General features: G+C 66.3%; 22 protein-coding genes and 1 tRNA gene. 6 read left to right on the forward strand and 17 right to left on the reverse strand.

The window, feature by feature from the left end; translation table 11 throughout:
- Positions 1-9: 9 nt before the first annotated feature.
- Positions 10-477: a thermonuclease family protein gene (locus RCO31_RS32390; RefSeq protein ID WP_308972535.1), complete on the reverse strand. Its 468-nt coding sequence runs from the start codon at positions 475-477 to the stop codon at positions 10-12.
- Between the two features lie 370 nt (positions 478-847).
- Between RCO31_RS32390 and RCO31_RS32395 the strand changes: the two genes are divergently transcribed.
- The gene (locus tag RCO31_RS32395; protein ID WP_308972536.1) at positions 848-1864 is read left to right on the forward strand and encodes a methyltransferase; all 1017 of its coding nucleotides are present in this window, start codon (positions 848-850) and stop codon (positions 1862-1864) included.
- 283 nt (positions 1865-2147) lie between these two features.
- Here RCO31_RS32395 and RCO31_RS32400 read toward each other — a convergent pair whose 3' ends face one another.
- On the reverse strand, positions 2148-2330 hold the full coding sequence (locus RCO31_RS32400; RefSeq protein ID WP_308972504.1) for a hypothetical protein: 183 nt from the start codon (positions 2328-2330) through the stop codon (positions 2148-2150).
- Positions 2331-2634: 304 nt separating this feature from the next.
- Here RCO31_RS32400 and RCO31_RS32405 point away from each other — a divergent pair, with 304 nt between their 5' ends.
- Positions 2635-3897, forward strand: a complete 1263-nt coding sequence (locus tag RCO31_RS32405) for a hypothetical protein (RefSeq protein ID WP_308972505.1) — start codon at positions 2635-2637, stop codon at positions 3895-3897.
- Between the two features lie 57 nt (positions 3898-3954).
- Complete coding sequence (locus tag RCO31_RS32410; RefSeq protein ID WP_308972506.1) at positions 3955-5028, forward strand: NAD-dependent epimerase/dehydratase family protein; 1074 nt, start codon at positions 3955-3957, stop codon at positions 5026-5028.
- Positions 5029-5109: 81 nt separating this feature from the next.
- On the opposite strand, the gene RCO31_RS32415 is transcribed toward RCO31_RS32410, so the two are convergent.
- The 4 genes from RCO31_RS32415 to RCO31_RS32430 all read right to left on the reverse strand — a co-directional run bounded on the left by RCO31_RS32415 (position 5110) and on the right by RCO31_RS32430 (position 9474).
- Positions 5110-7653: an autotransporter outer membrane beta-barrel domain-containing protein gene (locus RCO31_RS32415; protein ID WP_308972507.1), complete on the reverse strand. Its 2544-nt coding sequence runs from the start codon at positions 7651-7653 to the stop codon at positions 5110-5112.
- A 114-nt stretch (positions 7654-7767) separates the two neighbouring features.
- Complete coding sequence (locus RCO31_RS32420) at positions 7768-8007, reverse strand: hypothetical protein (RefSeq protein ID WP_308972508.1); 240 nt, start codon at positions 8005-8007, stop codon at positions 7768-7770.
- Positions 8008-8038: 31 nt separating this feature from the next.
- Complete coding sequence (locus RCO31_RS32425) at positions 8039-8536, reverse strand: hypothetical protein (RefSeq protein ID WP_308972510.1); 498 nt, start codon at positions 8534-8536, stop codon at positions 8039-8041.
- Positions 8537-8751: 215 nt separating this feature from the next.
- Positions 8752-9474 (reverse strand): pyridoxamine 5'-phosphate oxidase family protein, encoded by a 723-nt coding sequence (locus tag RCO31_RS32430; RefSeq protein ID WP_308972512.1) that lies wholly within the window; start codon positions 9472-9474, stop codon positions 8752-8754.
- A 74-nt stretch (positions 9475-9548) separates the two neighbouring features.
- On the opposite strand from RCO31_RS32430, the gene RCO31_RS32435 reads away from it, so the two are divergent.
- Positions 9549-11000: a PLP-dependent aminotransferase family protein gene (locus tag RCO31_RS32435; RefSeq protein ID WP_308972513.1), complete on the forward strand. Its 1452-nt coding sequence runs from the start codon at positions 9549-9551 to the stop codon at positions 10998-11000.
- 62 nt (positions 11001-11062) lie between these two features.
- The gene (locus RCO31_RS32440) at positions 11063-11695 is read left to right on the forward strand and encodes a NeuD/PglB/VioB family sugar acetyltransferase (protein ID WP_308972514.1); all 633 of its coding nucleotides are present in this window, start codon (positions 11063-11065) and stop codon (positions 11693-11695) included.
- A gap of 142 nt (positions 11696-11837) precedes the next feature.
- On the opposite strand, the gene RCO31_RS32445 is transcribed toward RCO31_RS32440, so the two are convergent.
- From RCO31_RS32445 to RCO31_RS32480, 8 genes are all read right to left on the reverse strand, one after another.
- Positions 11838-11913 (reverse strand) — tRNA-Phe (locus RCO31_RS32445).
- A 281-nt stretch (positions 11914-12194) separates the two neighbouring features.
- A complete protein-coding gene (locus tag RCO31_RS32450; RefSeq protein ID WP_308972515.1) occupies positions 12195-13178 on the reverse strand; it encodes a tripartite tricarboxylate transporter substrate binding protein in 984 nt (327 codons plus the stop codon).
- Between the two features lie 170 nt (positions 13179-13348).
- Complete coding sequence (locus RCO31_RS32455) at positions 13349-14332, reverse strand: tripartite tricarboxylate transporter substrate binding protein (protein WP_308972516.1); 984 nt, start codon at positions 14330-14332, stop codon at positions 13349-13351.
- 207 nt (positions 14333-14539) lie between these two features.
- The gene (gene yacG / locus RCO31_RS32460) at positions 14540-14740 is read right to left on the reverse strand and encodes a DNA gyrase inhibitor YacG (RefSeq protein WP_308972517.1); all 201 of its coding nucleotides are present in this window, start codon (positions 14738-14740) and stop codon (positions 14540-14542) included.
- A gap of 7 nt (positions 14741-14747) precedes the next feature.
- A complete protein-coding gene (locus RCO31_RS32465; protein WP_308972518.1) occupies positions 14748-15380 on the reverse strand; it encodes a Maf-like protein in 633 nt (210 codons plus the stop codon).
- A gap of 148 nt (positions 15381-15528) precedes the next feature.
- Positions 15529-16575: an HD domain-containing phosphohydrolase gene (locus RCO31_RS32470; protein ID WP_308972519.1), complete on the reverse strand. Its 1047-nt coding sequence runs from the start codon at positions 16573-16575 to the stop codon at positions 15529-15531.
- Positions 16576-16817: 242 nt separating this feature from the next.
- The gene (gene rpoH, locus RCO31_RS32475) at positions 16818-17735 is read right to left on the reverse strand and encodes an RNA polymerase sigma factor RpoH (RefSeq protein ID WP_308972520.1); all 918 of its coding nucleotides are present in this window, start codon (positions 17733-17735) and stop codon (positions 16818-16820) included.
- Positions 17736-18148: 413 nt separating this feature from the next.
- Positions 18149-19144: an RluA family pseudouridine synthase gene (locus RCO31_RS32480; protein ID WP_308972521.1), complete on the reverse strand. Its 996-nt coding sequence runs from the start codon at positions 19142-19144 to the stop codon at positions 18149-18151.
- A gap of 165 nt (positions 19145-19309) precedes the next feature.
- Here RCO31_RS32480 and RCO31_RS32485 point away from each other — a divergent pair, with 165 nt between their 5' ends.
- Positions 19310-19645 (forward strand): hypothetical protein, encoded by a 336-nt coding sequence (locus tag RCO31_RS32485; RefSeq protein WP_308972522.1) that lies wholly within the window; start codon positions 19310-19312, stop codon positions 19643-19645.
- Between the two features lie 92 nt (positions 19646-19737).
- Here the strand turns inward: RCO31_RS32485 and RCO31_RS32490 are convergent, their stop codons facing one another.
- The 3 genes from RCO31_RS32490 to RCO31_RS32500 all read right to left on the reverse strand — a co-directional run bounded on the left by RCO31_RS32490 (position 19738) and on the right by RCO31_RS32500 (position 21293).
- Positions 19738-20091 carry a hypothetical protein gene (locus RCO31_RS32490; protein WP_308972523.1) on the reverse strand — a complete coding sequence of 118 codons (354 nt, stop codon included), beginning with the start codon at positions 20089-20091 and terminating at the stop codon, positions 19738-19740.
- Between the two features lie 333 nt (positions 20092-20424).
- On the reverse strand, positions 20425-20766 hold the full coding sequence (locus tag RCO31_RS32495; RefSeq protein ID WP_308972524.1) for a GrlR family regulatory protein: 342 nt from the start codon (positions 20764-20766) through the stop codon (positions 20425-20427).
- 65 nt (positions 20767-20831) lie between these two features.
- A complete protein-coding gene (locus tag RCO31_RS32500; RefSeq protein ID WP_308972525.1) occupies positions 20832-21293 on the reverse strand; it encodes a low molecular weight phosphatase family protein in 462 nt (153 codons plus the stop codon).
- Positions 21294-21295 lie beyond the last annotated feature (2 nt).

The raw sequence follows: 21295 nt of genomic DNA on the forward strand, positions 1-21295 counted from the left end.
TTCCTCAGCTCAGTCTGAATTCTGTTGTCCGGCCCAGCTCCCTCGCCGCGCCGCCCGCGCCTCCTCCTGCGCCTGTCCGTATCTGCCGTCCGCAGAAGGCCGCGCTCGCGCAAGTCCGTTCCGCACCAGCCACAGCCCCACATCGACCGGCCCCACCGAACACACCGCGACGAGGCGGCCGGCGTCATCCTTCTCCCGCGTCAGGCAACTGACCACCGCCTCCTCCAGCATCTCGCCGAGCGCGTTCATGGCGCGTGGGCCGCAGCGCCAGCGGAGATCATCGGTGCGCTCGCAGGCGTGATCGTCGGCCGGCACGTCGATGCCGTAGAGACGGATGCGGGTGCCGCGGATTTCCAGCGTCTCGCCGTCGATGACGGTGGCGCGACCGGAGATGGTTTGCGCATGCGCAGGCGTGAGCGCGCAGGCGACGAGGAGCGCGAAGGTCTGGGCGAGCTGGCATATGCGCGGCGCGAGCATGTGCAAGGAGAGCGCCGACGGGGCGGGAAGTAAAGTGCTGCTTTGATCTCAAGAGCCGTCCCGCGATCCGGCGGTATCCCCTCTCCCGCTTGCGGGAGAGGGTTAGGGTGAGGGCCCGTGGCACGCGCTGTCGTGGACGCGAGTGCTTAGTTGCGACACGACATGGCGGACTGACGCAGATATGCGAGATGAGCGGTGTTACTGCCCCTCACCCCGACCCTCTCCCGCAAGCGGGAGAGGGGGCGCGCCGAGTTCTGCGCGAGCCCGAGAGGATCGACGGGTGCAATGAAATGCACGCCAAGGCATCCCATGGCGTTTGCGGCGGGGGTGAGGTAGCCTTGCGGTCCTTGGCGTCGAGAACGGGGTGGCCATGCGTGATCCCGAGGACGACCGGCAGGCGCTCGATCTGCTGATCCGCGGCTTTCAGGTGTCGCGAACGATCCGTCTCGTTGCCGATCTCGGCATCGCCGATCGCATTGCGCCGGACGGCGCGGCGCCGGTCGCAGCGCTCGCGAATGTCTGCAACGTGCGGCCCCAGCAGCTCATGCGGGTCATGCGCGTTCTCGCCAGCTTCGACGTCTTTCTGATCGATGCCGACGGTACGATCGCGCACACGCCACGGTCACTGCTGCTGCGAAGCGACGCGCCGGGCAGCCTGCACCACGCCGCACGTTTCTGGACCAGGCCCGGCAGCTGGCGCGCCTGGGAGGCGCTCGACGCCGCCCTGCACGGCGCCAACCCGCACCAGGTGGCGTGGGGCACCAGCCGCTTCGCGTATCTGCGCGACCATCCGCAGGAAGCGCGCATCTTCGATGCGTTCATGGCCGCCTTCCCGGACGACCGCCACGCCGCTGTCGCTGCCTGCTATGACTTCTCGTCGGCGCGCATGATCGTCGACGTCGGCGGCGGCAACGGCGAGACGCTGCGGCGCATCCTCGCGCGCTATCCGCAGGCGCAAGGCATCGTGTTCGACCGCGAGGACGTGGTCGCGGCGATCACCGACGACGCGCGCGCCGAGGGCCGCATCACTACCCACGGCGGCAGCTTCCTCGATACGGTGCCCGGCGGCGGCGACCTCTACATCCTCTGTCGCGTGCTGCACGACTGGCCGGACGACCAGGCGGTGAACATCCTCAGCGCCTGTCGCGCCGCCATGGACATGAACGCGCGGCTGCTGGTGGTGGAAGGCCTGCTCGATCCCGATCCGTCGCGCGGCGAGCAGCTGGAATACCTGCTCGACATGCAGATGATGGCGATGTTCGGCACCGCGCGCGAGCGCACCTTCGTCGAGTTCAACGAGCTGCTCGGCGCAGCCGGGTTCGCGCCAGCGACCGTGATCGCGACGCCGTCGTCGGTGTCGATCCTGGAGGCGACGCCGCGGGCGTGAGTGCGTCGTGGTGTATGAGCAAGAGGCAGCCACGCGCTTTGCCTGTTCCCTCTCCCCGTTGGGGAGAGGGTTAGGGTGAGGGGCCGTGGCACGGGCTGTCGCGGATGCAAGTGCGTAGTTCGACACGAAATGGCGGACTCACGCAGCTATGCGAGATAAGCGGTCTCACTGCCCGTCACCCCAGCCCTCTCCCCGATGGGGAGAGGGAGCGCGCCGAGTTCGGCTGCGGCCTCCGATCCCATTATGGATAGCGCTGCGCGCGGGAGGAGGGTGAAGAAAGAAGTCAGCTCTGGTGGGGGCCGCGCATCTGCTTCAGGGCGTCCTTGATGTTGCGCCAGGTTTTTGCCTGCTCGAGGTCGCCCTGGGTTTCGAGATCGGCGGCCTTCTGCGCAGCCTCGGCGATGGCTTTCGGGCCATAGAGTTCCATGAGCTTGCGCGCATAATCATGGATCTGGACCTGTTGCATGACGTCATGCTCCTTCGGCTGGAAGGGTATAATTCGTGGAGCACAGTGGGTGTTCCTCCCTGCCTCCCGGCTTCGTCCGGTGGGCTACGGCGGTGTTCCCTCTCCCGCTTTGCGGGAGAGGGTTAGGGTGAGGGCCGTGGCACGCGCTGTCGTGGATGCGAGGGTGTCAGGTTCGAAATGGCGGGATTGACGCAGCTGTGCGAGATGCGCCGTGTTACTTCCCCTCACCCCGACCCTCTCCCGCAAGCGGGAGAGGGGTGCGCTGAGTTCGGGGCGGCCTCCGATATGCGATAACCATGCACGCATGACACCGAACGACGTTTCCGCTTCAAGCCGGCGCCTGCGCGTCCTTCTGTCGGAAGGATCGAGCACGTCGGCGCGCGAGGCAATCACGGTGCTGGGCCTGAGCGGCCATCATGTGGAGGTGTGCGATCCGCAGGTCCACTGTCTCGGGCGGTTCTCGCGTTTCGTCGCGGGCTTTCATCGCTGCCCGCCGCTGTCGACCGATCCGAAAGGCTACGTGACCTTCATCCGCGATCTCGTATCGCAGCGCCGGTTCGACGTGCTGCTGCCGATCCACGAGCAGGGACTTGCGCTGGCGAAAGCGAGCGACGTGCTCGCGCCGCACGTCGCCTTCGCGCTGCCGTCCTTCGCGGCGTACCGACAGGCGCTGGATAAAGCCGCGTTCAGCAAACTGCTCACCGCGCTCGAGCTGCCGCAGCCGCGCACACAGCTGCTGCACACGCGCGAAGAACTGCTCGCGCTCGACGATTTTCCTTATGCGGTGAAAGCCGCGGTCGGCACCGCGAGCCGGGCCGTCTGGCATGTGACGGACCGTGACAGCCTGACGCTGGCCGCCGACGAGCTCGCGCGCGGCGGCGCGTTCACCGACGTCGTCCTCGCCCAGGACTGGCTCGATGCGCCGATCGAGCATGCGCAGGCGGTGTTCGATCGCGGACAGCTGCGCGGCCTGCACGCCTATCGGCAGATCGCCCGCGGCGCCGGCGGCGGCGACGCGGTGAAGGACAGCGTCGATCGGCCGGCGGTGCGCGATCACCTGGCGCGCATCGGCGCGCATCTCGGCTGGCACGGGGCGCTGTCGGTGGACTACCTGGCGCGGGGCGCGGGCGATGACGTCGCCTACATCGACTGCAACCCGCGGCTGGTGGAGCCGATGAGCGCCCAGCTTGCCGGCTGCGACCTCCTGGGCCTGCTGCTGCAGGTCTCGGTGGCCGCCTCGCCGGCGGAACTGCCGCCCGGGCAGCCCGGCGTGCGCTCGCACCTCGCCCTGCAGGCGCTGCTCGGCTGCGCGCTGCGGACCGGATCCCGCCTGGAACTTGCGCGGGAGTGTGGCCGGCTGGCCATGAAACGGGGGATCTACCAGGGAAGCCGGGAGGAACTGACGCCGCTGCGCGCCGACTGGCTGAGCGTCGTTCCGACCTTGTTTGCCGCCGCCTGGCTGCTGATCCGGCCCGAGGCCGCTTCGACCATGGCCCGGGCGGGCTGGGGGGAACACCTTCTCAATCCGGAAACCATCCGCCAGATTGAGGGTTGGAACGGACCATAAACGCTATATCTTTACAGCTGCCGGGGGTGACTCGCCTTATTCCAAGGAGCGGACGATTTGGACACGATCGCCCTGCAGCCCGCCAAAGCCGGCGCCGCGACCCGTCGCGTGCTGGTGACCGGCGGCAGCGGATTCATCGGCCAGCATCTCGTCGAAGCGCTTCGCCATCGTCACCACGTGCGGGTGCTCGACTTGCAGCCGCCTGAGGACTTGCAGCAACCCCAGCAATCCCCATCGGAATTCATAGAAGGAACTGTGCTGGAGCCGCGCGACCTGCGCCGTGCGCTTGCCGGCGTCGACACGGTCTATCACCTCGCCGCCATTCCGCATTTCTGGACGCCTGATGTCGAGGACTTTGCGCGGGTGAACCATCACGGCACCGAGCTGCTGCTCGACGCCGCGCGCGAGGCGCGCGTCGGCACCGTGGTGCACTGCTCCACCGAGGCGATCCTGTTTCCGCCGACAGGAGCGAACAGCGAGATCCCCGACCGGGTCGAAGACATGCCGGGTCCCTACACCCGCTCAAAATTCATGGCCGAGCAGGCCGCACTTGCCGCGGCGCGCGACGGAATGCGCGTCGTCATCGCCAGCCCGACGATCCCGATCGGGCCCGGTGATCGCAATATCACCGAGCCGACGGCGATGCTGTCGATGTTCGTGCGCCGGCCGCCGCCATTGGTGCTCGACGCGTCGCTGAACCTCGTCGACGTACGGGATGCCGCGCGCGGTCTCATCCTGGCCGGCGAGTTCGGCCGCAGCGGCGAGCGCTATATCCTCGGCGGCGAGAACGTCAGCGTGCGCGAATTGGTGCGATGGGTCGGCGCGCTGTGCGGCCGCAAGACCACTGCGCATGCACTGCCCGGCCCGGCAGCGCTCGCCATCGGCGTCGCCGCCGAATGGTTCGCCAACAGCGTCATCAAGCGGCGGCCGCAGGTCTCCGCCGAAGCCGTGCGCGTCGCCATGCGCTCGATCCCGCTCGACATCAGCAAGGCCGAGATCGAGCTCGGCTATGCGCCGCGGCCGATCGACAACGCGCTGGCAGAGGTGGTCGCGTTGCTGAAGCGCGGCGAGGCGATGCACGGCGCGGTGACGAGTCGTAGCCTGCATGAGCGAAGCGACATGCAGGTCTGAGCTTTCAGGGAAAAATTCCCGGATGTCGCTGGCGCTCATCCGGCTGCAAACCAGCTCGGAAGCATCAGCGGCGTGCCCTCATCACCATGTGACGCGCAGGCCGAGATTGCCGCCAACGCTGCGCTCCTTGTTGCCGCTGATGTTGGTGGTGTAGGCGGCCGTCGCGTACACATCGACCGCAGCGGTGAGCTTGCCGACAATGCCACCGCCGACTTCCAGCGCGGTCGAGCGGAAGTCGGTCAGGATCGGATGGATGCCGGCGAAGGTGAGCGTGTCGGAGCCGGAGAAGCGGTGCCAGACATTGGCGTTCAGGTAGGGCCGCCACAGCGCCGCGCCGATCGCGAAGCGGCCCTGCAGCCGCGCCCCGATACGCCCGGTGACGGCATCGCTGTCGGCAAAATCCACGGTCGAGAAGACATCACGCCCGCCGTCGAGCGACTGGTGCTGCCAGACGATCTGCGCCTGCGGCTCGAGGGTCAGGTTGGCGAATAGCGGCACCGGATAACCGGCTTCCAGTGAGCCGGTGAAGGCGGCGCCATCCGCGCTGAGCCCGAAGCCACGATGCGAGCGCGCGCTGGTGTCGTACAGCGTGCCCATGGCGACCGCGTCGAGATACCAGCCGGTGGGACCGATGTGGGTCCAGTAGCCGCCGAAGCTGGTGCTGTCGATGCCGAGCCTGCCGGCGGCGAAGTTGGGCTGGCCGAGCGCGAAGCCGCTGACGTCGCCGCTGGCGCGGGTGTAGCCGGCGAACAGGCCGAAGTGATCGCGATGGCCGCCGGCGCTTTCGAAGGCGTAGAGATCCTGTCCCGCCTGCAGGCCGACGATCGAACCGTCGAACTCGGGGCTGGCGCTGCCGCCAAAACCCTGCTTGCTGTGCTGGCCGAAGGTGCGTCCCCAGCCCGCCGGGAAACCGCCGGCGCCGCTGCCGCGCAGCAGCTCCTGTTCGCCCTGCCGCTCATGGAAGGTGCCGAGCATCGTCAGCGCGGCCTGGCGCATCACCCCGGGCATCGCCGCATAGACCGCGACCTCCGGCCGGAGCAGCGGCACCGGAGGCGGTGAAGGTGGCGGCGGCGTTGGCGTTGGCGGCGTGGGTGGCTCCGGCGTCGGCCTGAGATGGCTGCGCAGGAACCAGTCGTTCTCACTGCCGGCGGTCGCACCGCCGCGGAACAGCAGGTATTCGAACGGCCCTGCGGCGACGACGTTACCGAGCGCGAACGCGCCGGGCACGGTGGTGCCGCCGTTCGCCGTCACCACCACCGGAATGCCGTCGCCGGTCGTCAACGCGCCGGGGCCGCCGGCATTGGCGACGCGGATCGACGAGTTGCCTGTCGCGCTCCCGCCATTGATGATGAGGCGATCCGTCGGCGAAGCGTCCGCGCCGAGGAAGGTGTTGAAGCCGAGCAACCCGCCCGCGCCGATGTAGTTGTCCACCGTCAGCGTCTTGAAGCCGCCGGCGCCGGGCGGTGCGAACAGGATCGAGCTGGCGTTGTTGGTCAGGCTGGTGACGTTGGAATCGCCGGTCAGATTCCAGGTGCTGCCGTTCGTCAGCGTCACGTTCGAGATGCCGCCGGCTTCCGTGAGCGCCGAACCGTTGAGCGTCGAGGCGCCGGCGGTCAGGTTGAGCGTGCCGCCGGCGAGCACTTCCAGCACCGCCGGGCCGCCGGTGATGGACGAGCCCGTCACGGTCGCGTTCAAGGTCGTCGCACCGAACACGCCGCTGACGTTGATGCCGGCATCCTGGGCAGACGTCAGGGTGCTGTTTGTGATCACCGCGGTGTTGATCCCGGTGAAGCCGGCGAAGAGCGCGCTGGCGTCCGTGCCGAGCGCCGTGACCGTGCTGTCCGTGAGGGTCAGGCCACCACCCAGCGTGACCGCGCCGTGCGCACCGGCGCCCGTCGTCGCGACCGAAGTGCCGGCGGCTGCGAGCGTTGAGCCGCCCCTTACAAACAGCCCGAGGGCGTTAGCGCCGGCGGTGGTGATGCTACTGTTTATGAGCGTTACGGCGCCGGCATCCGAGGCCAGGGCGCCATGCGAACCGACGCCGGATGTGGTGATGACAGTCCCGTCGGCTGTGATCATCGAGCCGGCAGTATTCAGCGCCAGGAGCCCGACGCCGTTGTCACCCGTGGTCGTCACGGAGCCGCCCGTGAGCATCAGCACGCCACCAAGCGAGACGAGGGCGCCGTGCGAATCGTTGCCGGATGTGGTGATGGCCGTGCCATCGGCCGTGATCGTCGAGCCGGCGTTGGAGGATTGCAGGCCGGCCGCATTGGTCCCGGATGTCGCGATCGAGGACCCGCTGGCGATGTTGATCTGTCCGCCGGACAATGCCTGGGCGCCGGTGGCGTTGGCGCCACCGCTGATCAGCGTCACGGGGCCGATGCCCTGGATCGTGCCGCCGTTCAGCGCGCGCAAGGGCATGCCTGGAATCCCGCCGGTCGTGCCGGTGTCGATCGTTCCGCTTGCCGTCAGGGTGATCCCGTCGGCAACGACCTGCTGTGCAATGACGGGCGCCGGTGCGAGAAGCGCGATCGGCGTCATCGTCGAGGCCGCAACGACCGCCGTGGCAACGCGGCCGGGAAGACGAACCTCAGGCCGACGTCGTCGCGTGGTGTTGTTGCGCATCGCTTACTCCGCACCTCTTGGCGACGTTCTCGGAAGGATCAGCCTTGGAAGGATCAGCGGCCTGCCCTCACCATGCGACGTGCGCACTCAGCGTGACGGCGTCGTCCTGGACGCTCATGGCTGGCGCGAATGCAGACTCAAGTGCTTACACGCTAAGGTCGCGGCCTGATGATAGTCAACCGAAGGCGCGGGATCGGCGTATTTTCGAAAGCCTGATGTTGTCTGGATGTTGTAGAGACGCAACGAATGGAACTTGAGGCGCGCATCGCCCGAGCCGCGCTCGGCAATCAGCCGGCACGCGTGTGAAACGAGAATGCGCGCCGCCGCGCGCGACCGCAGCGGCGAGCGCGACATCCTCCGCGATGAGAACGTCCGCGTAACGCGATCAGGCGAGCTTCAATGCGCTCGAGATTTCGCCGAGCGTCGCCTTCTCGGCGTCGCTGACCGTCACCCCGCCCATGCCAAGGAAGCCGCCTTCGCTCGCGGCCTCGGCGACTTTCTGGCTCAGCTGGTGCAGCCAGGTCTTGAACGCCGGCGCATCGGCGGGCGCCTTTGCCGCGAGAATGCTGTCGGCCTTGCCGAGGATCGCCAGGCTGGCGGTCTTGATGTCCGCAGGCGACTTGCCGGTCATTTGCGCCCGCAATCCGTCGCTCGCCAGGTTCCGGCCCTCGCTGGTGGCGAGATCGTCGACGACCGCCTTGACCAGCGGGTTGGAGGCTGAGTCGAGCTTCGCTTCCGCAAGCATCCGCCCGCTGGCGAAGCTCTCCTTGAGCATGCCGAGGAGGCCGCTCGGCTCCGCCGCGGTGACGGCAAGGCTCGCCGCCATCACGCTTTCCAGCAGCACTTTCCATTCGTCAGGGGTGAATGTCGACTTGTCAGCCATGTGCGCGATCCTCGTTGATGGACAACCGGAGAAATCCGTGACCCATCTGCGTATGTCCACGCCCAGTATTTTTCTATTGGGGTTTCCGGCAGGATCGCGCCGGGGAATCCCCTCGGACCGCCCGCCTTCGCCCCGCGGCCACGCCCGGGGGCCGAGACCACACACTTACGACGGCGGATGGCGCGGGCAATCGATCGCCGCAGGGACTTTTTCGATCACTCCTGCCGGGAGTAGTGCCGCTGCGCCCCGGTCAGCGCGTCTTCGAGCAGACGCCCCTCGCTGTAGCCCTGCAAGGATGCCGGGCGCGCAACGCCGTTGCGTAGCCGCGGACAGGCTTCCGGCGCGCCCAGCACGGTGCGAACCGGGATGCGCTCGGCGTAGATCGGCAGTTCGTAATCCTCCTCGTCGTCGGCGACGCCCTTGGCACGAATCTTGGCGGAGGCCTGCTCGATCTCCATGGCGATCACCGAGGTCGCCTTGATCTCCTGCGCGGTGCTGGCGCGCAGGCCCGCGGTGCGATCCGGGAAGAACCGGTCCACCATCGCGACCAGAGCGCGCTCCTTCTGCTGGCCGTCGGTCACGAGGCGGGCGGTGCCGAAGGCCATGACGGCGCGGTAGTCCGCCGAATGATTAAACCCGCACCGTGCGAGCACCAGGCTGTCGAGATGGGCGACGGTGAGACACACCTTCAGCCCCGCCGCCTGGCTCTCCAGCATGCGGCTCGCGCTGCTACCGTGCCAGTAGAGCGTCGTCCCCTCGCGCCAGAAGAACGTCGGCGTGCAATAGGGCTGTCCGTCGACGACATACGCGACATGGCAGAGCATCGACGCGTCCAGCACGGCGTGGACGGTGGCCTGGTCGTAAAAGCCACGATCATGCCGGCGCTTGACCCGGTTCCGCGCCGACAGGGGATAGCTGGTCGCGGCGCCTTCGCTCACGTGTGCCTCCGAAAGTTCGCGCATGGACGAGGTCAGTTGTAGCGAAAGCATTGGTCTGCGATAGTGCCAATTCCATGCAAAAAATTCCGACCAATTCAACCGCGGGACAGCGGACAAGCGATCTGCCGCTCGATCTTTCGGAAGCCCACGTCACGCCGGGCGCCTCGGCGCAGGACCGGCTCTATCAGGCGCTGCGCGAGACAATCGCGAAAGGACTTGCGAAACCCGGAGAGGCACTACCGCCGTCGCGCACGCTGGCGCGCCAGACCGGCTTTCGCCGCAACGCCGTCATCAACGCCTACGAGCGGCTGATCGCCGACGGCTTCGTCATTGCGCGGGTCGGCTCAGGCACGTTCGTCGCTCCACGCATTCCTCAGCCGGCAGCAGCTGCGCGCAAGACGAAGTTCGCCGTCGAACGCCTGCAAACGGGTGCGTTGGCGCTCGGATGCACACACATCGACAGCCGCGCGTTGCGGCGGTTTCGCTCGTTCGTCGGCAGGCGGATGCGGGCATTCGGAGCGGAGCACCTGCACTATGGCGACCCGCGCGGCAGCGGCGAATTGCGCGCTGCGATCGCCGATCATCTGCTGACTGCGCGCGGTCTGCGCTGCGATCCCGAGCAGATCATGTTGACGACGGGAACGCAGCACGGTTTGCGGATCGTGCTGAGCGCCATTCTGAGGGCGGGAGATCGGGTGTGGTGCGAGGATCCGGGCTATCCCGCCGCCCACAATGCCATCACCCATTGCGGAGCCCGACCTGTCTCGGTGCCGGTCGACAAGTCCGGTATCGTTGTCACAAGGGGCCGTGCGACCGCGCCGGACGCCCGCGCCGCCTACGTGATGCCGTCGCATCAGTTTCCACTCGGCATGCAGATGTCGATGCCGCGCCGGCTCGAGCTGCTCGACTGGGCAAAGGATGCCAACGCGTGGATCGTGGAGGACGACTATGACAGCGAGTTCAGATACGACGGCGCGCCGCTCCTGTCGCTCGCAGGCATCGACCACCTGCGGCGCGTGATCTACATGGGCACCTTCGCCAAGACGCTGTTTCCAGGCCTTCGCATCGGTTACTGCGCGCTGCCGGAGGCATTGATCGCTCCCGTCACAAAGGCCCGCACAGCGATCGACCGTTTCCCGTCCACGCTGATGGAGGGGGCGATCGCCGACATGCTGAACTCCGGCGCATTCTCGGCCAATGTTCGCAAAGTCCGCGGCATCTACCGAGAGGCGCGTGATGCACTAGCGCGAACGTTGTCGGAAGCCTCGGAAGGCCGGCTGCAGGTGCCGGTGCCGTCGCAGGGGCTGCATCTCGTTGCGCGATTTGGCCCGGCAGTCGATGCCGCTGTGGCTGCGCGCGCCAAGGCGCGCGCAGGCGTCGATGGCTGGCTGTTGGCGGACACCTGTTTCCGCATCCGGCCGATGGCCGGTTATGTTCTTGGCTTTGCCGGCCATCCGCTCGACCAGATGGTCGACGCAGCGGACAAGCTGGCGAAGGCCTCGCTGGCGGCACTGCGGAAGCGTTGATGTGTTCCGGTCAGCAGATGCACGGCCAAGCACCATGCAGCAAAACAACAAGGATATTTGCAATGAAGTATCTCGTCATGGTCGGAGGCGGGCCGGGCTCCCTTCCGCGCAACTATATCGAGGCTATCGAAGCGCAGGGCCGCGCGCTAACGGGCTATATCGACATCGCGGATGAATCCGCGCCGCTGATGCATCCGCGGCCACGGCTGGGCGACGACCGGTTGCTCGACGATCCTGCATTCATCGCGGCCCATGACTTTGTGATCGCCGTGCGCGGTCCGCGAAGGCTCGCCACATGCGAAAAGCTGCTGAAACGAGACGCCAGCCTTCCGGTGATCGTTCACCCTGCGGCGGCTGTATCCGTCACAGCGACGATCGGTGTCGGCACGATCGTCTCGGCCGGGGCAATCATACAGCAGGACGCGCGCGTCGGCCGCTTCTGCATCCTGAACACGTCGTGCTCGATCGACCATGACAGCGTGATCGGCGATCACGTTTCCGTTTCGCCGGGCGCCCGCACCGCCGGCAACGTGACCATCGAAGACAACGTGTTCGTCGGTCTCGGTGCGTTGATCATTGGGGGCGTGACTGTCGGCGCGGGCGCAACTCTGGGCGCGGGCGCGGTCGTGCTGCGCAATGTCGCCGGAGGCTCGACCGTCGTTGGAAATCCGGCAAAGCCATTGGTGCGCGTTTAGTCAAACCTCGTTTCCGAGTCCGGGCATAGAGCTTCGGGGAGACCTCCCCGGATGTCGCTACGCGGCCGGACAAGTCCAGCCTCTTCGCTCATCCGGGCTACGGCCGCCGGTGGCTGCGCCACGCGCAGCCGAAGGCGAAGCGTGGTGCCCAGGGGCGGAATCGAACCACCGACACTGCGATTTTCAGTCGCATGCTCTACCAACTGAGCTACCTGGGCATCCCCCGCCCCGGCGCGAGGCGCCGGGTCAGAGCGCGCGTTTATAGGGGGCGGCGGCGGCGGTGGCAAGCGGCGCACCGGGCCTGTCCAAGGGATTGGGGGATAAGGGAAAATGGGGGTACCCTGGCTCGAGCGAGGCGTATCTGCGTCATTGCGAGGCATAGCCGTTCGAAGAACGGCGTCGCTTCGCTCGCCTATGGCGACGAAGCAATCCAGCGCGGCGCCCGTGGCAGGCTCAGACTGGATTGCTTCGCTTCGTTCGCAATGACGGGGGTGGCGGCTCAGTTGTCGAGCTTGATCCGCGCTTCGGCGATCACCGGGCCCCATTTGTCCATCTCGGACTTCAGGTGTTTTGCGAGGTCGTCGGCGGTCGAGCCGACGGGCTCGGCGCCGAGCTCGAGCAGGCGCGGGCGGACGCTGTCGTGCTTCAGCGCGGCGACGGTGTCGGCGTTGATGCGGGCGGCGACGTCCTTCGGCGTCTTCACCGGCACGAAGAACGCGAACCACGAAAACACGTTGAAGCCCTTCACGCCCGATTCATCGATGGTCGGCAGCTCCGGCGCGATGGCGATGCGCTTCAGCGTGGTGACGCCGAGCGCGCGCACCGCGCCGCCCTTCACATGCGAGGAGATCGACGGCGCGTTGTCGAACACCACATCGACGCGGCCGGGGATGAGATCGTTCATCAAAGGGCCGGAACCACGATAGGGAATGTGCTGCATCTCGACGCCGGCGAGCTTCTTGAACAGCTCGGCCGACAGATGCAGCGTGGTGCCGTTGCCGGACGACGCGTAGGTGACCTTGCCGGGGTTCGCCTTGCAGTGGGCGATGAACTCCTGAACCGATTTGGCCGGCGAATTGTTCGGCACGCACATCATGTTCGGCTGCGTGAGCAGCAGCGTCACTGGCTGGAAGTCGGCGACCGGATCGTAGGTCAGCGACGGATAGAGAAACTTGTTGGTCGCCTGGCCCGGGCCGACGATGAAGATGGTGTAGCCGTCCGGCTCGCTCTTGGCGACGAGGTCGGCGGCGACATTGCCGCCGGCGCCGGGCTTGTTCTCCACCACCACCGGCTGGCCCCACACCTCGCTCAGACGATTGGCGAGCAGCCGCGCGGTGATGTCGGTGGAGCCCGCCGGCGCGAACGGGACGACGATGCGCACGGCACGGTTCGGCCAGTCCTGGCCGAAAGCCTGCGAGGTGCCGACCGCGGGTGCTGCGAGCGCAGCCGCGGTGGCTCCGATGAATTGACGCCGATTGAGCATGAACGTTTCCTCTTGGGTTGATGAGTTCAGCCCGATTGATCGGGTCTTCTGGATTTGCGTCAGTGGCCCGGTAGCCCGCATGAGCGAAGCGATATGCGGGGAGACTTGCCGCAGCGTCGGCCCCGGGTGTCGCTTCGCTCACCCGGGCTACAGCTCATTCGCTACAGAACTTAGTTCGCCAGCTTGATCCCCGCCTCCTTGATGACCGGGGCCCAGCGCTCCATCTCGGACTTCAGATGCACGGCGAGCTCTGCCGGCGTGGAGCCGATGATCTCGCAGCCGAGCTGCATCAGCTTCGGTTTCACTGAATCATGGGCGAGCGCTGCGACCGCATCCTTGTTGATACGGGCGACGACGGCCGACGGCGTCTTCGCCGGCGCGAACATGGCAAACCACGACGACACGTCGAAATCCGGCACACCGGCCTGGATCAGCGTCGGCAGCTCCGGCGCGGCCGGAACACGCTTTGTGGTGGTGACGGCGAGCCCGCGCGCGCCGCCGGCCATCACATGCGGCAGGATCGAGGTCACGTTGTCGAAGATCACGTCGACACGGCCAGGCAGGAATTCCTGCAGCGCCGGCGCCGACCCGCGGAACGGCACATGCCGCATCTCGACGCCGGCGAGACGCTGGAACAGCTCGCCGCACAGATGCAGCGTGGTGCCGACGCCGGACGAGGCGTAGGTGACGCCGCCGGGATTGGCCTTGCAGAGGGCGATGAACTCCTTCACCGAGGTCGCGCGCGACGTCACCGGCACCGCCATCACGTTCGGCTGCTGCACCAGCAGGGTGACCGGTGCGAAATCCTTGACCGGGTCGTAGCCGAGATCGGCATACATGAACTTGTTGGTCGCCTGGCCCGGGCCGACAATGAACAGGGTGTTGCCGTCCGGCTCCGACTTGGCGACCGCTTCGGCCGCGAGGTTGCCGCCGGCGCCCGGCATGTTCTCGACCGTCACCTTCTGGCCCCACATCTCGCTCAGCCGCTGCGCCATGACGCGGCTGATCACGTCGGTGGCGCCGCCCGGCTCGAAGCCGACCACGAGCCGCACCGCCCTGGTCGGCCCGCTTTCCGCCCACGCCGGCAACGGCTTGAGGCCAGGCGCCGCGAGCGAGGCCGCGGCCAGCGAGAGGAATGTCCGGCGATCGAGCATGGGTCTCCTTCAAGGGGCCGTGTACAAGGGCCGTGAGCCCTTCGTTCAGGGTAAGGCGTGTGATTTCCACGCCCTTGGACCAAGGGCGCTCAGGTCGCGTTTCCTCCACTGCACCTGTCTTGCAAGCAGGTCACAGGCTTCATTCCGGGGCCAAATCTGCAGAGACGGCGCGGAAAAATCAATGCTTTCGCGAAAGGGAAGCGCCCGTCAGTCCTCGGGCGGCTTGGACCTGCTGTCCGGCTGGCCATCCTCGTCGTCGTCCTCGGACACGGGGATGACATAGCCGCCGGTCAGCCAGCGGTGCAGGTCGAGACTCTTGCAACGTTCCGAGCAGAACGGCCGGAAGGCCTCGACTTCGAGCTTGCCGCAGATCGGGCACTTTCTCCGGCGCGGTTTCGCAGTGGCCATAGGCCCATCATAGCGCGCCGGCCGTCGAGAGCCAGCCGAAGCGGGTCGGAAAGCCCTCGCCGCCGAGCAGCGTCACGCTTTCGTAGAGCGGCAGGCCGACCACGTTCGAATACGAGCCGACCATCTTCACCACGAACGTGCCGGCGATGCCCTGCACGCCGTAGCCGCCGGCCTTGCCGCGCCACTCGCCGGAACCGACGTAGCCTTGGATGTCCTCGTCGCTCAGCCGCTTGAAGCGCACCCGCGTCTCCACCAGCCGCTGGCGAAAACCTTCTTTCGGCGTGACGATGCAGATGGCGGTGTAGACGCGATGGTTGCGGCCGGACAACAGCCGCAGGCACTGCTCCGCCTCGTTGACCAGCTCGGCCTTCGGCAGGATGCGGCGGCCGACGGCGACCACCGTATCGGCGGCAAGGATGAAGGCGCCGCGCAGCTCCTCATCGAGGCGCACGCTGCGCAGGGCCGCCTCCGCTTTGGTGCGCGCAAGGCGCGTGGCGCAGGCGCGCGGCAGCTCCCCCCGCTTCGGCGTCTCGTCGACGTCGGCCGGACGCAGCGCATCGGGCTCGATGCCGGCCTGGTTGAGCAGGGCCAGGCGACGCGGCGAGCCGGAGGCGAGAACGAGTTTGGGGCGGCCGAGCATTGAAGGGAATCGTCAAGGAACCAGCGGGGAAGGATATCGCGATGCGATACACGGAAAGTGACGGATAATGAAGGGGCTTGACGGAATTGAAGGCGCCCTCCCCGTCAATGCGGTCAATCGAAGAAGCGTTGCATCGCTCGCCATAATGTCAGCGCGTCAGCGCGACATCGCGGAACGCCGTCACCAGGGCCTTCTCCAGCTTCGGTCCCGCCATCTCCTGCAGGATCGAGTAGGCTTTCTCACGCGCCATCGGCGGGCGATAGGCGCGCACCTCGATCAGCGCGGCGAAAATGTCGGCGATGGTCAGAACGCGCACGAGATCGGAGATGTCAGGCGCCGTGAGCCGGTCGGGATAGCCGGTGCCGTCGAGAAATTCGTGATGATGGCGCACGGCGTCGAGCACCTCGTCGGGTACGCCGCCAACGCCGCGCAGCGCATCATAGCCAAGCCTCGCGTGACCCTGCATGATCGCCATCTCGCCATGCGCGAGCGCGCCCGGCTTGTCGAGAATCTCCAGCGGGATTGCCGCCTTGCCGACGTCGTGCAAGGTCGCGGCAACGCCGAGCCGCTTCACGTCGCCGGCGTGAAAGCCGAGGCTGAGCGCGAAATCGACCGCGACACCGGTCACCAGCAGGCAGTGCTGGAAGGTGCCTTCATGATAGCGGCGCACATTGTCGAGCCAGGTGGTCAGTCCGTTGGACGCGACGGCGTCGATGACCTCGGATGTCGCGATCTGCGCTTCGGCGAAGTCGAGCTGCCTGCCGTTCAGCACCGCATCGAACATCGAAGCCAGCGCCGCGGCCGCGTTCGACACCACCGTCGGCGGCCCGGCGTCTTCGGTGTCGTTGGCGATCGTGGGATAGAGCATGGCGAGCTTCTGCTGCAGGCTGCGTGCATCGAGCGGCGTCGGGATGACGCTGGAGGCGCCGAGCGAATAGGCCTGCACCACCGCAGCGCGCGCCCGCCGGTCGACGATGAACAGCCGCTGGCCGACACCTCGCACCTTCGGCAGCGCCAGCCGGATCGAGGCGATGGTCTCGACATTGCGCAGGTCGGCGTCGACCAGCAGCGAGGCCGCGGTCACGCCCTTCGGCGCGTCATCGATCAGCGAGGCGCTGACCGTATGCCGGGGTTCCAGCATCTCGCGGATCTTGCTGATCTTGGCCGGCTCGTCGGCGATGACGTGAATGAGCATGAGGGCAGCGGCGGCTCAAGGTGATGACGTTGTCGGCCCGCCGGCGCGCATGCGAAGCTGACGTCTTTGCTGGGTGCGCCAGCCGCTACTGCTACGGGAACTTTCTTAAACCGCGCCTAACGGCCTTGCCGAAAACCGTCAGAGTCCCGCGCCATACGTGCGAGCGAGGTGCGACAAAGGCGCCCGAAAACAAAAAAGCCGGCCCGAAGGCCGGCTTTCGCTCAGGTTGTCTTTTGCGATTCTTAGCGCGCGGCGGCGTGGGCCGCGGCCGTCTTGGCGGTGGCGGCAGCCTGTGCTGCCACCTGCGCCTTCGCGGCCGCCTGCACCTTCTCGAACGCGCGCACCTCGATCTGGCGCACCCGCTCACGCGAGACGCCGAACTCGGCCGCGAGGTCTTCCAGCGTCATCGGCTCTTCAGCCAGACGCCGTGCCTCGAAGATGCGGCGCTCGCGCGCATTCAGCACCTTCATGGCCGAGACCAGCGCATCGTGACGGTGATCGAACTCCTCGCTCTCCGCCAGCATCGCTTCGGCGTTCGGCGAGTTGTCGACCAGCCAATCCTGCCATTCGCCCGGATCGCCGTCGTCGCGGATCGGCGCGTTGAGCGACGCGTCACCGCCGAGACGGCGATTCATGTCGATCACGTCCTGCTCGGTCACGCCGAGACGCTTGGCGATCACCTGCACCTGATCGGGACGAAGGTCACCCTCGTCCAGAGCCGAGATCTTGCTCTTGGCCTTGCGCAGGTTGAAGAACAGCTTCTTCTGGTTCGCGGTGGTGCCCATCTTCACGAGCGACCACGAACGCAGGATGTACTCTTGAATTGAGGCCTTGATCCACCACATGGCGTAAGTGGCGAGGCGGAACCCCTTCTCGGGTTCGAAGCGCTTCACCGCCTGCATGAGACCAACATTGCCTTCGGAGACCACCTCGGCGATCGGCAAGCCGTAGCCGCGGTAGCCCATGGCGATCTTGGCCACGAGACGCAGATGGCTGGTGACCAGCCGATGCGCCGCGTCGCGATCCTCGTGCTCGCGAAAGCGTTGCGCGAGCATGTACTCTTCCTGCGGTTCCAGCATTGGGAACTTGCGGATTTCGGCGAGGTAACGAGCAAGGCCGGATTCGTTGGAAAGGACCGGCAGAGCAACAGCACGGGCCATAGTTTGAGCCCTCCAAATTGTTCAGGCTCCCGATAGCGGCGAGCCAGGCAGACCCTCGCTTGATTAAGAGCCGAAGGCGCTGCGATGTTCCGCGCCGAACATTTTCCTTCGACGCAGATGCAGCATACACGAGAACGCCCCCAAAAGGGAAGGTTCGAGGTGCGTCACGTTGCCGTTACGTCTGGTTAAATTGTTGTAATCTTGGTTGTTTTCCCGAAATCGTGATCCACGAGTGATTCATGCAATAGCATGAAAATTTCCGTCCGCGGTCCTGCAGTGCAGTTAAGTTGCGTGAACGCCTGAGGTCCCGCCCAGGCATCCTTCAGCGCCGTATCGGGCGGCGACGCCGGCCCGGATGCAGACTTGTAGCCCATGGCGAGAGGGTAACTCCTGACCCGCCGGCCTTCGCCGCATCACCACCGCAGCGCCTGGGCAAGCTTCGCCATATCCTCCGGCCAGTCCGCATCGAACGACATCTCCTCGCCGGTGAGCGGATGGGCGATGGTGAGATGGGCCGCGTGCAGCGCCTGGCGGCCGAGTCCTTCGAGCAGCGCGCGCGCTTTGGCGTCCAGCCGCACGGCCTTGGTCTTGAAACCGGAACCATAGACGTCGTCACCAAGCAGCGGATGGCCCGCATGCGCCAGATGGACACGGATCTGGTGCGTGCGCCCGGTCTCGAGCTCGCAAAGGAGCGCTGAGGCGACAGGCGTCCCGTCCTTGTCAGTGAACCGCTCGATCACCTGCCAGTGGGTGATCGCCTCGCGTCCCCCCGTCCGCACGGCCATCTTTTCGCGCGCGGTGCGATGGCGGTCGATCGGCAGGTCGATGGTGCCGGACGGCAGCTTTGGCGCACCCCACACCAGCGCGACATAGGCCCGGCGCAGCACGCCCGTACGGCCGTGATCGGCGAACTGGTCCGTCAGCGACTTGTGCGCGCGATCGGTCTTCGCGGCGATCAGGACGCCGGTGGTGTCCTTGTCGAGCCGGTGCACGATGCCCGGCCGCTTGACGCCGCCGATGCCTGAAAGGCTGGCGCCGCAATGGGCGATCAGCGCGTTCACCAATGTGCCGCTGGCATGTCCTGCCGCCGGATGCACGACGAGGCCGGCCGGCTTGTTGATGACGATGATTGCCTCGTCCTCGTGGATCACCTCGAGCGGGATATCTTCCGCCGCCGGCTCGGCCGGCTCGGCCGGCGGCACGTCGACGACGATGACCTCGCTCGATTTCACATGCTGCGCGGGATCGTGGACCGGCCGGCCACCAATGCTCACCCTGCCCGCAACGATCAGGGCCTTCAGCCGCGAGCGCGAGAGCTCGCTCAGGCGCACGGCCAGCACGCGATCGAGGCGGCCGCCGGCCTCCTCCTCGCTCACGACAATCTCTTCAACATGCCCGTCGGTGATCATGATCTCGTTCCACAGCGGCCATGCGAGTAGCAAACATCCCCCTCACTGTCATGGCGGGATCATTGGCGGACTTGACCCGGCCATGGCGATCATGCTGGCAGTGCATCCTTTGAGCGGGATGTCCGGACATGGCGGCCCTGCTTTTCAGTGGAGTTCACGCACAAGATGGCCGAACCTCTGGCGACCGAGCCGACACCGGAACAGACCGATGCGCTGATGGCGCGGGTCCGGCGCATGATGCTGATTGCAGGGCTCACCACGGGGCTCGGCGTTGCCGCGATCCTGATCGTCATCGGCTATCGCATCTATCGCGGCGAAACCACATCGGCGCCAACCGACCTGATCGAGATGCTGCCGAAGGGCGCACGGATCGTTTCGACCTCGGTCGCCGGCGACCGGCTGGTGGTGACGCTGGAAGCAGCGGGCGTGCTGGAGATCCGCACCTTCGACGCACGCACCCTGAAGCCTGCGGGACGGTTGAAGTTTGCGAATGAGCAGTGAGGCGGTAGCCGGATGAGCGCAGCGATATCCGGGGCTCACTCGACAGCTTAAGAATCCCGGATGTCGCTTCGCTCATCCGGGGCTACGATCCCTCACATCATCGCGCCGGGCATGAAGCAGCGGATGTGGATCGTGTCGGGATACTTGATCGGCCAGATCATAGTGCGGCCGACGCGGTTCGGCTCGGTCACCACCGCGTCTTCCGGCACGTCATACCATTTGCCTTCGAGCCGGACGCGATAACGGCCGTCCTTGCTCTCCCAGTCGACATCCGACAGCGCAAAGCCGTCCGCATCGGAGCAGCACGGGCCGCGCTTGCTCGAGAGCTTGTCGAACCACTTCTTCAATTCGGGATCGGTGTTGGCGTAGCGGCCGTCGTCACGCGCCATTGCCGCGCCCACGCAAAGCAAGGACGCGAGAACGAAGCATCCGGCTCTGAGCATCATCCACCTCCGCAAGCATGTTCGCTAAAAACCGCACGACGCTGTGCATGATGACCCAAGGGTCTGCCCATCCATCGCGCGGCCGACGCGGCGAACATCCGGCGAACGACATTCTGCATCACGCAGTGCATCGCATTTGCATCAATCGTGTCTGCATCTGTCGCGCCAGTCGCTCGGACCCGTCCCGACCGCTTGCGGCGCACGGCTCATCACCGGGCAATGGGAAATGACACGAGACCGGATTTTGTTCCCCGCGGAATGACCAAATTCAATGCAGCATGCCAAAAATGGAAACGCGTGAATTCCGTCGAAAACACTTAACCTTCTGCGAGCCAGCTAACCGTCTGCGAGCCAGAGCATGGTGGTGCGGAACGCGATCGAACGCTTGCCGACGAAACCAGTGTTGAGCGTGTCTGCAGCATTATCGGTATAGGTGCCGGAAAATCCGATGCTCACCATCCGATGTTCGAATACCAATGTCGGATCAGAGACGAGTGCGTAAGGTTCGGTGATCAGCTCGCCCTTCCACTTGCCGCGGCCGTCGAACGTGTAAGTACCGGCGAGCCACACGAGACCGTTGCCGCCCAGCATCTTGCCATCGTGCAGGACGAACACGCCCGATCCCTTGCCGGGTCCGTCGAGCAGCGTCACATGCAGCGAATAGAGGCCATTGCGCATGGACGCGATTATGGCGCGGCGGCGGCGCGAGGCAATGGCAAAACCGGGCTGAAGCAGCCGCGCTGCTACACCGCGCCCCTGGTGGCGCCGCCGAACCGCATTCGGATGCGCTCCATCAAGCCGTCGCGCACGGCGCGATAGGCTTCGAGCTGCTGCTCGCGCGAACCTTCGAGACCGACCGGATCAGGCGTCGGCCAGTACTCGACATCGGCGGCGAGCGTGCGCGTCAGCTCCAGCGCCTTGTGATGCGCCTCCGGCGACAGCGTGACGATCAGATCGAAATTCAGCCCTTCCCAGTCGTCGAGCTCTTCGAACGTCATCGGCCGGTGGCGGGTGATATCGTGGCCGATCTCGCTCATCGCCGTCACCGCGAACGGGTCGAGCTCGCCTTTGCGCACACCGGCGGACGCAGCGTAGATCTTCGGAAACATCGCCTGCATCAGCGACACCGCCATCGGCGAGCGGACGCTGTTCAGGCCGCATGCGAACAGCACCGCCTGTGGGGCTTTGGCGCGCGCCGCCTCCAATG

It is taken from the genome of Bradyrhizobium sp. LHD-71 (assembly GCF_031157255.1).
Taxonomy (GTDB): domain Bacteria; phylum Pseudomonadota; class Alphaproteobacteria; order Rhizobiales; family Xanthobacteraceae; genus P52-10.

Coding starts and splice junctions, on each gene's coding strand:
- RCO31_RS32395 (WP_308972536.1), top strand. CDS start 848: ATGCGTGATCCCGAGGACGACCGGCAGGCGCTCGATCTGCTGATCCGC.
- RCO31_RS32440 (WP_308972514.1), top strand. CDS start 11,063: ATGAAGTATCTCGTCATGGTCGGAGGCGGGCCGGGCTCCCTTCCGCGC.
- RCO31_RS32480 (WP_308972521.1), bottom strand. CDS start 19,144: ATGATCACCGACGGGCATGTTGAAGAGATTGTCGTGAGCGAGGAGGAG.
- RCO31_RS32425 (WP_308972510.1), bottom strand. CDS start 8,536: ATGGCTGACAAGTCGACATTCACCCCTGACGAATGGAAAGTGCTGCTG.
- RCO31_RS32415 (WP_308972507.1), bottom strand. CDS start 7,653: ATGCGCAACAACACCACGCGACGACGTCGGCCTGAGGTTCGTCTTCCC.
- RCO31_RS32400 (WP_308972504.1), bottom strand. CDS start 2,330: ATGCAACAGGTCCAGATCCATGATTATGCGCGCAAGCTCATGGAACTC.
- RCO31_RS32485 (WP_308972522.1), top strand. CDS start 19,310: ATGGCCGAACCTCTGGCGACCGAGCCGACACCGGAACAGACCGATGCG.
- RCO31_RS32435 (WP_308972513.1), top strand. CDS start 9,549: ATGCAAAAAATTCCGACCAATTCAACCGCGGGACAGCGGACAAGCGAT.
- RCO31_RS32405 (WP_308972505.1), top strand. CDS start 2,635: ATGACACCGAACGACGTTTCCGCTTCAAGCCGGCGCCTGCGCGTCCTT.
- RCO31_RS32455 (WP_308972516.1), bottom strand. CDS start 14,332: ATGCTCGATCGCCGGACATTCCTCTCGCTGGCCGCGGCCTCGCTCGCG.
- RCO31_RS32465 (WP_308972518.1), bottom strand. CDS start 15,380: ATGCTCGGCCGCCCCAAACTCGTTCTCGCCTCCGGCTCGCCGCGTCGC.
- RCO31_RS32390 (WP_308972535.1), bottom strand. CDS start 477: ATGCTCGCGCCGCGCATATGCCAGCTCGCCCAGACCTTCGCGCTCCTC.
- RCO31_RS32495 (WP_308972524.1), bottom strand. CDS start 20,766: ATGCGCAATGGCCTCTATTCGCTGCATGTGACGCTGCTCGACGGACCC.
- RCO31_RS32490 (WP_308972523.1), bottom strand. CDS start 20,091: ATGATGCTCAGAGCCGGATGCTTCGTTCTCGCGTCCTTGCTTTGCGTG.
- RCO31_RS32450 (WP_308972515.1), bottom strand. CDS start 13,178: ATGCTCAATCGGCGTCAATTCATCGGAGCCACCGCGGCTGCGCTCGCA.
- RCO31_RS32420 (WP_308972508.1), bottom strand. CDS start 8,007: ATGTCGCGCTCGCCGCTGCGGTCGCGCGCGGCGGCGCGCATTCTCGTT.
- yacG (WP_308972517.1), bottom strand. CDS start 14,740: ATGGCCACTGCGAAACCGCGCCGGAGAAAGTGCCCGATCTGCGGCAAG.
- RCO31_RS32470 (WP_308972519.1), bottom strand. CDS start 16,575: ATGCTCATTCACGTCATCGCCGACGAGCCGGCCAAGATCAGCAAGATC.
- rpoH (WP_308972520.1), bottom strand. CDS start 17,735: ATGGCCCGTGCTGTTGCTCTGCCGGTCCTTTCCAACGAATCCGGCCTT.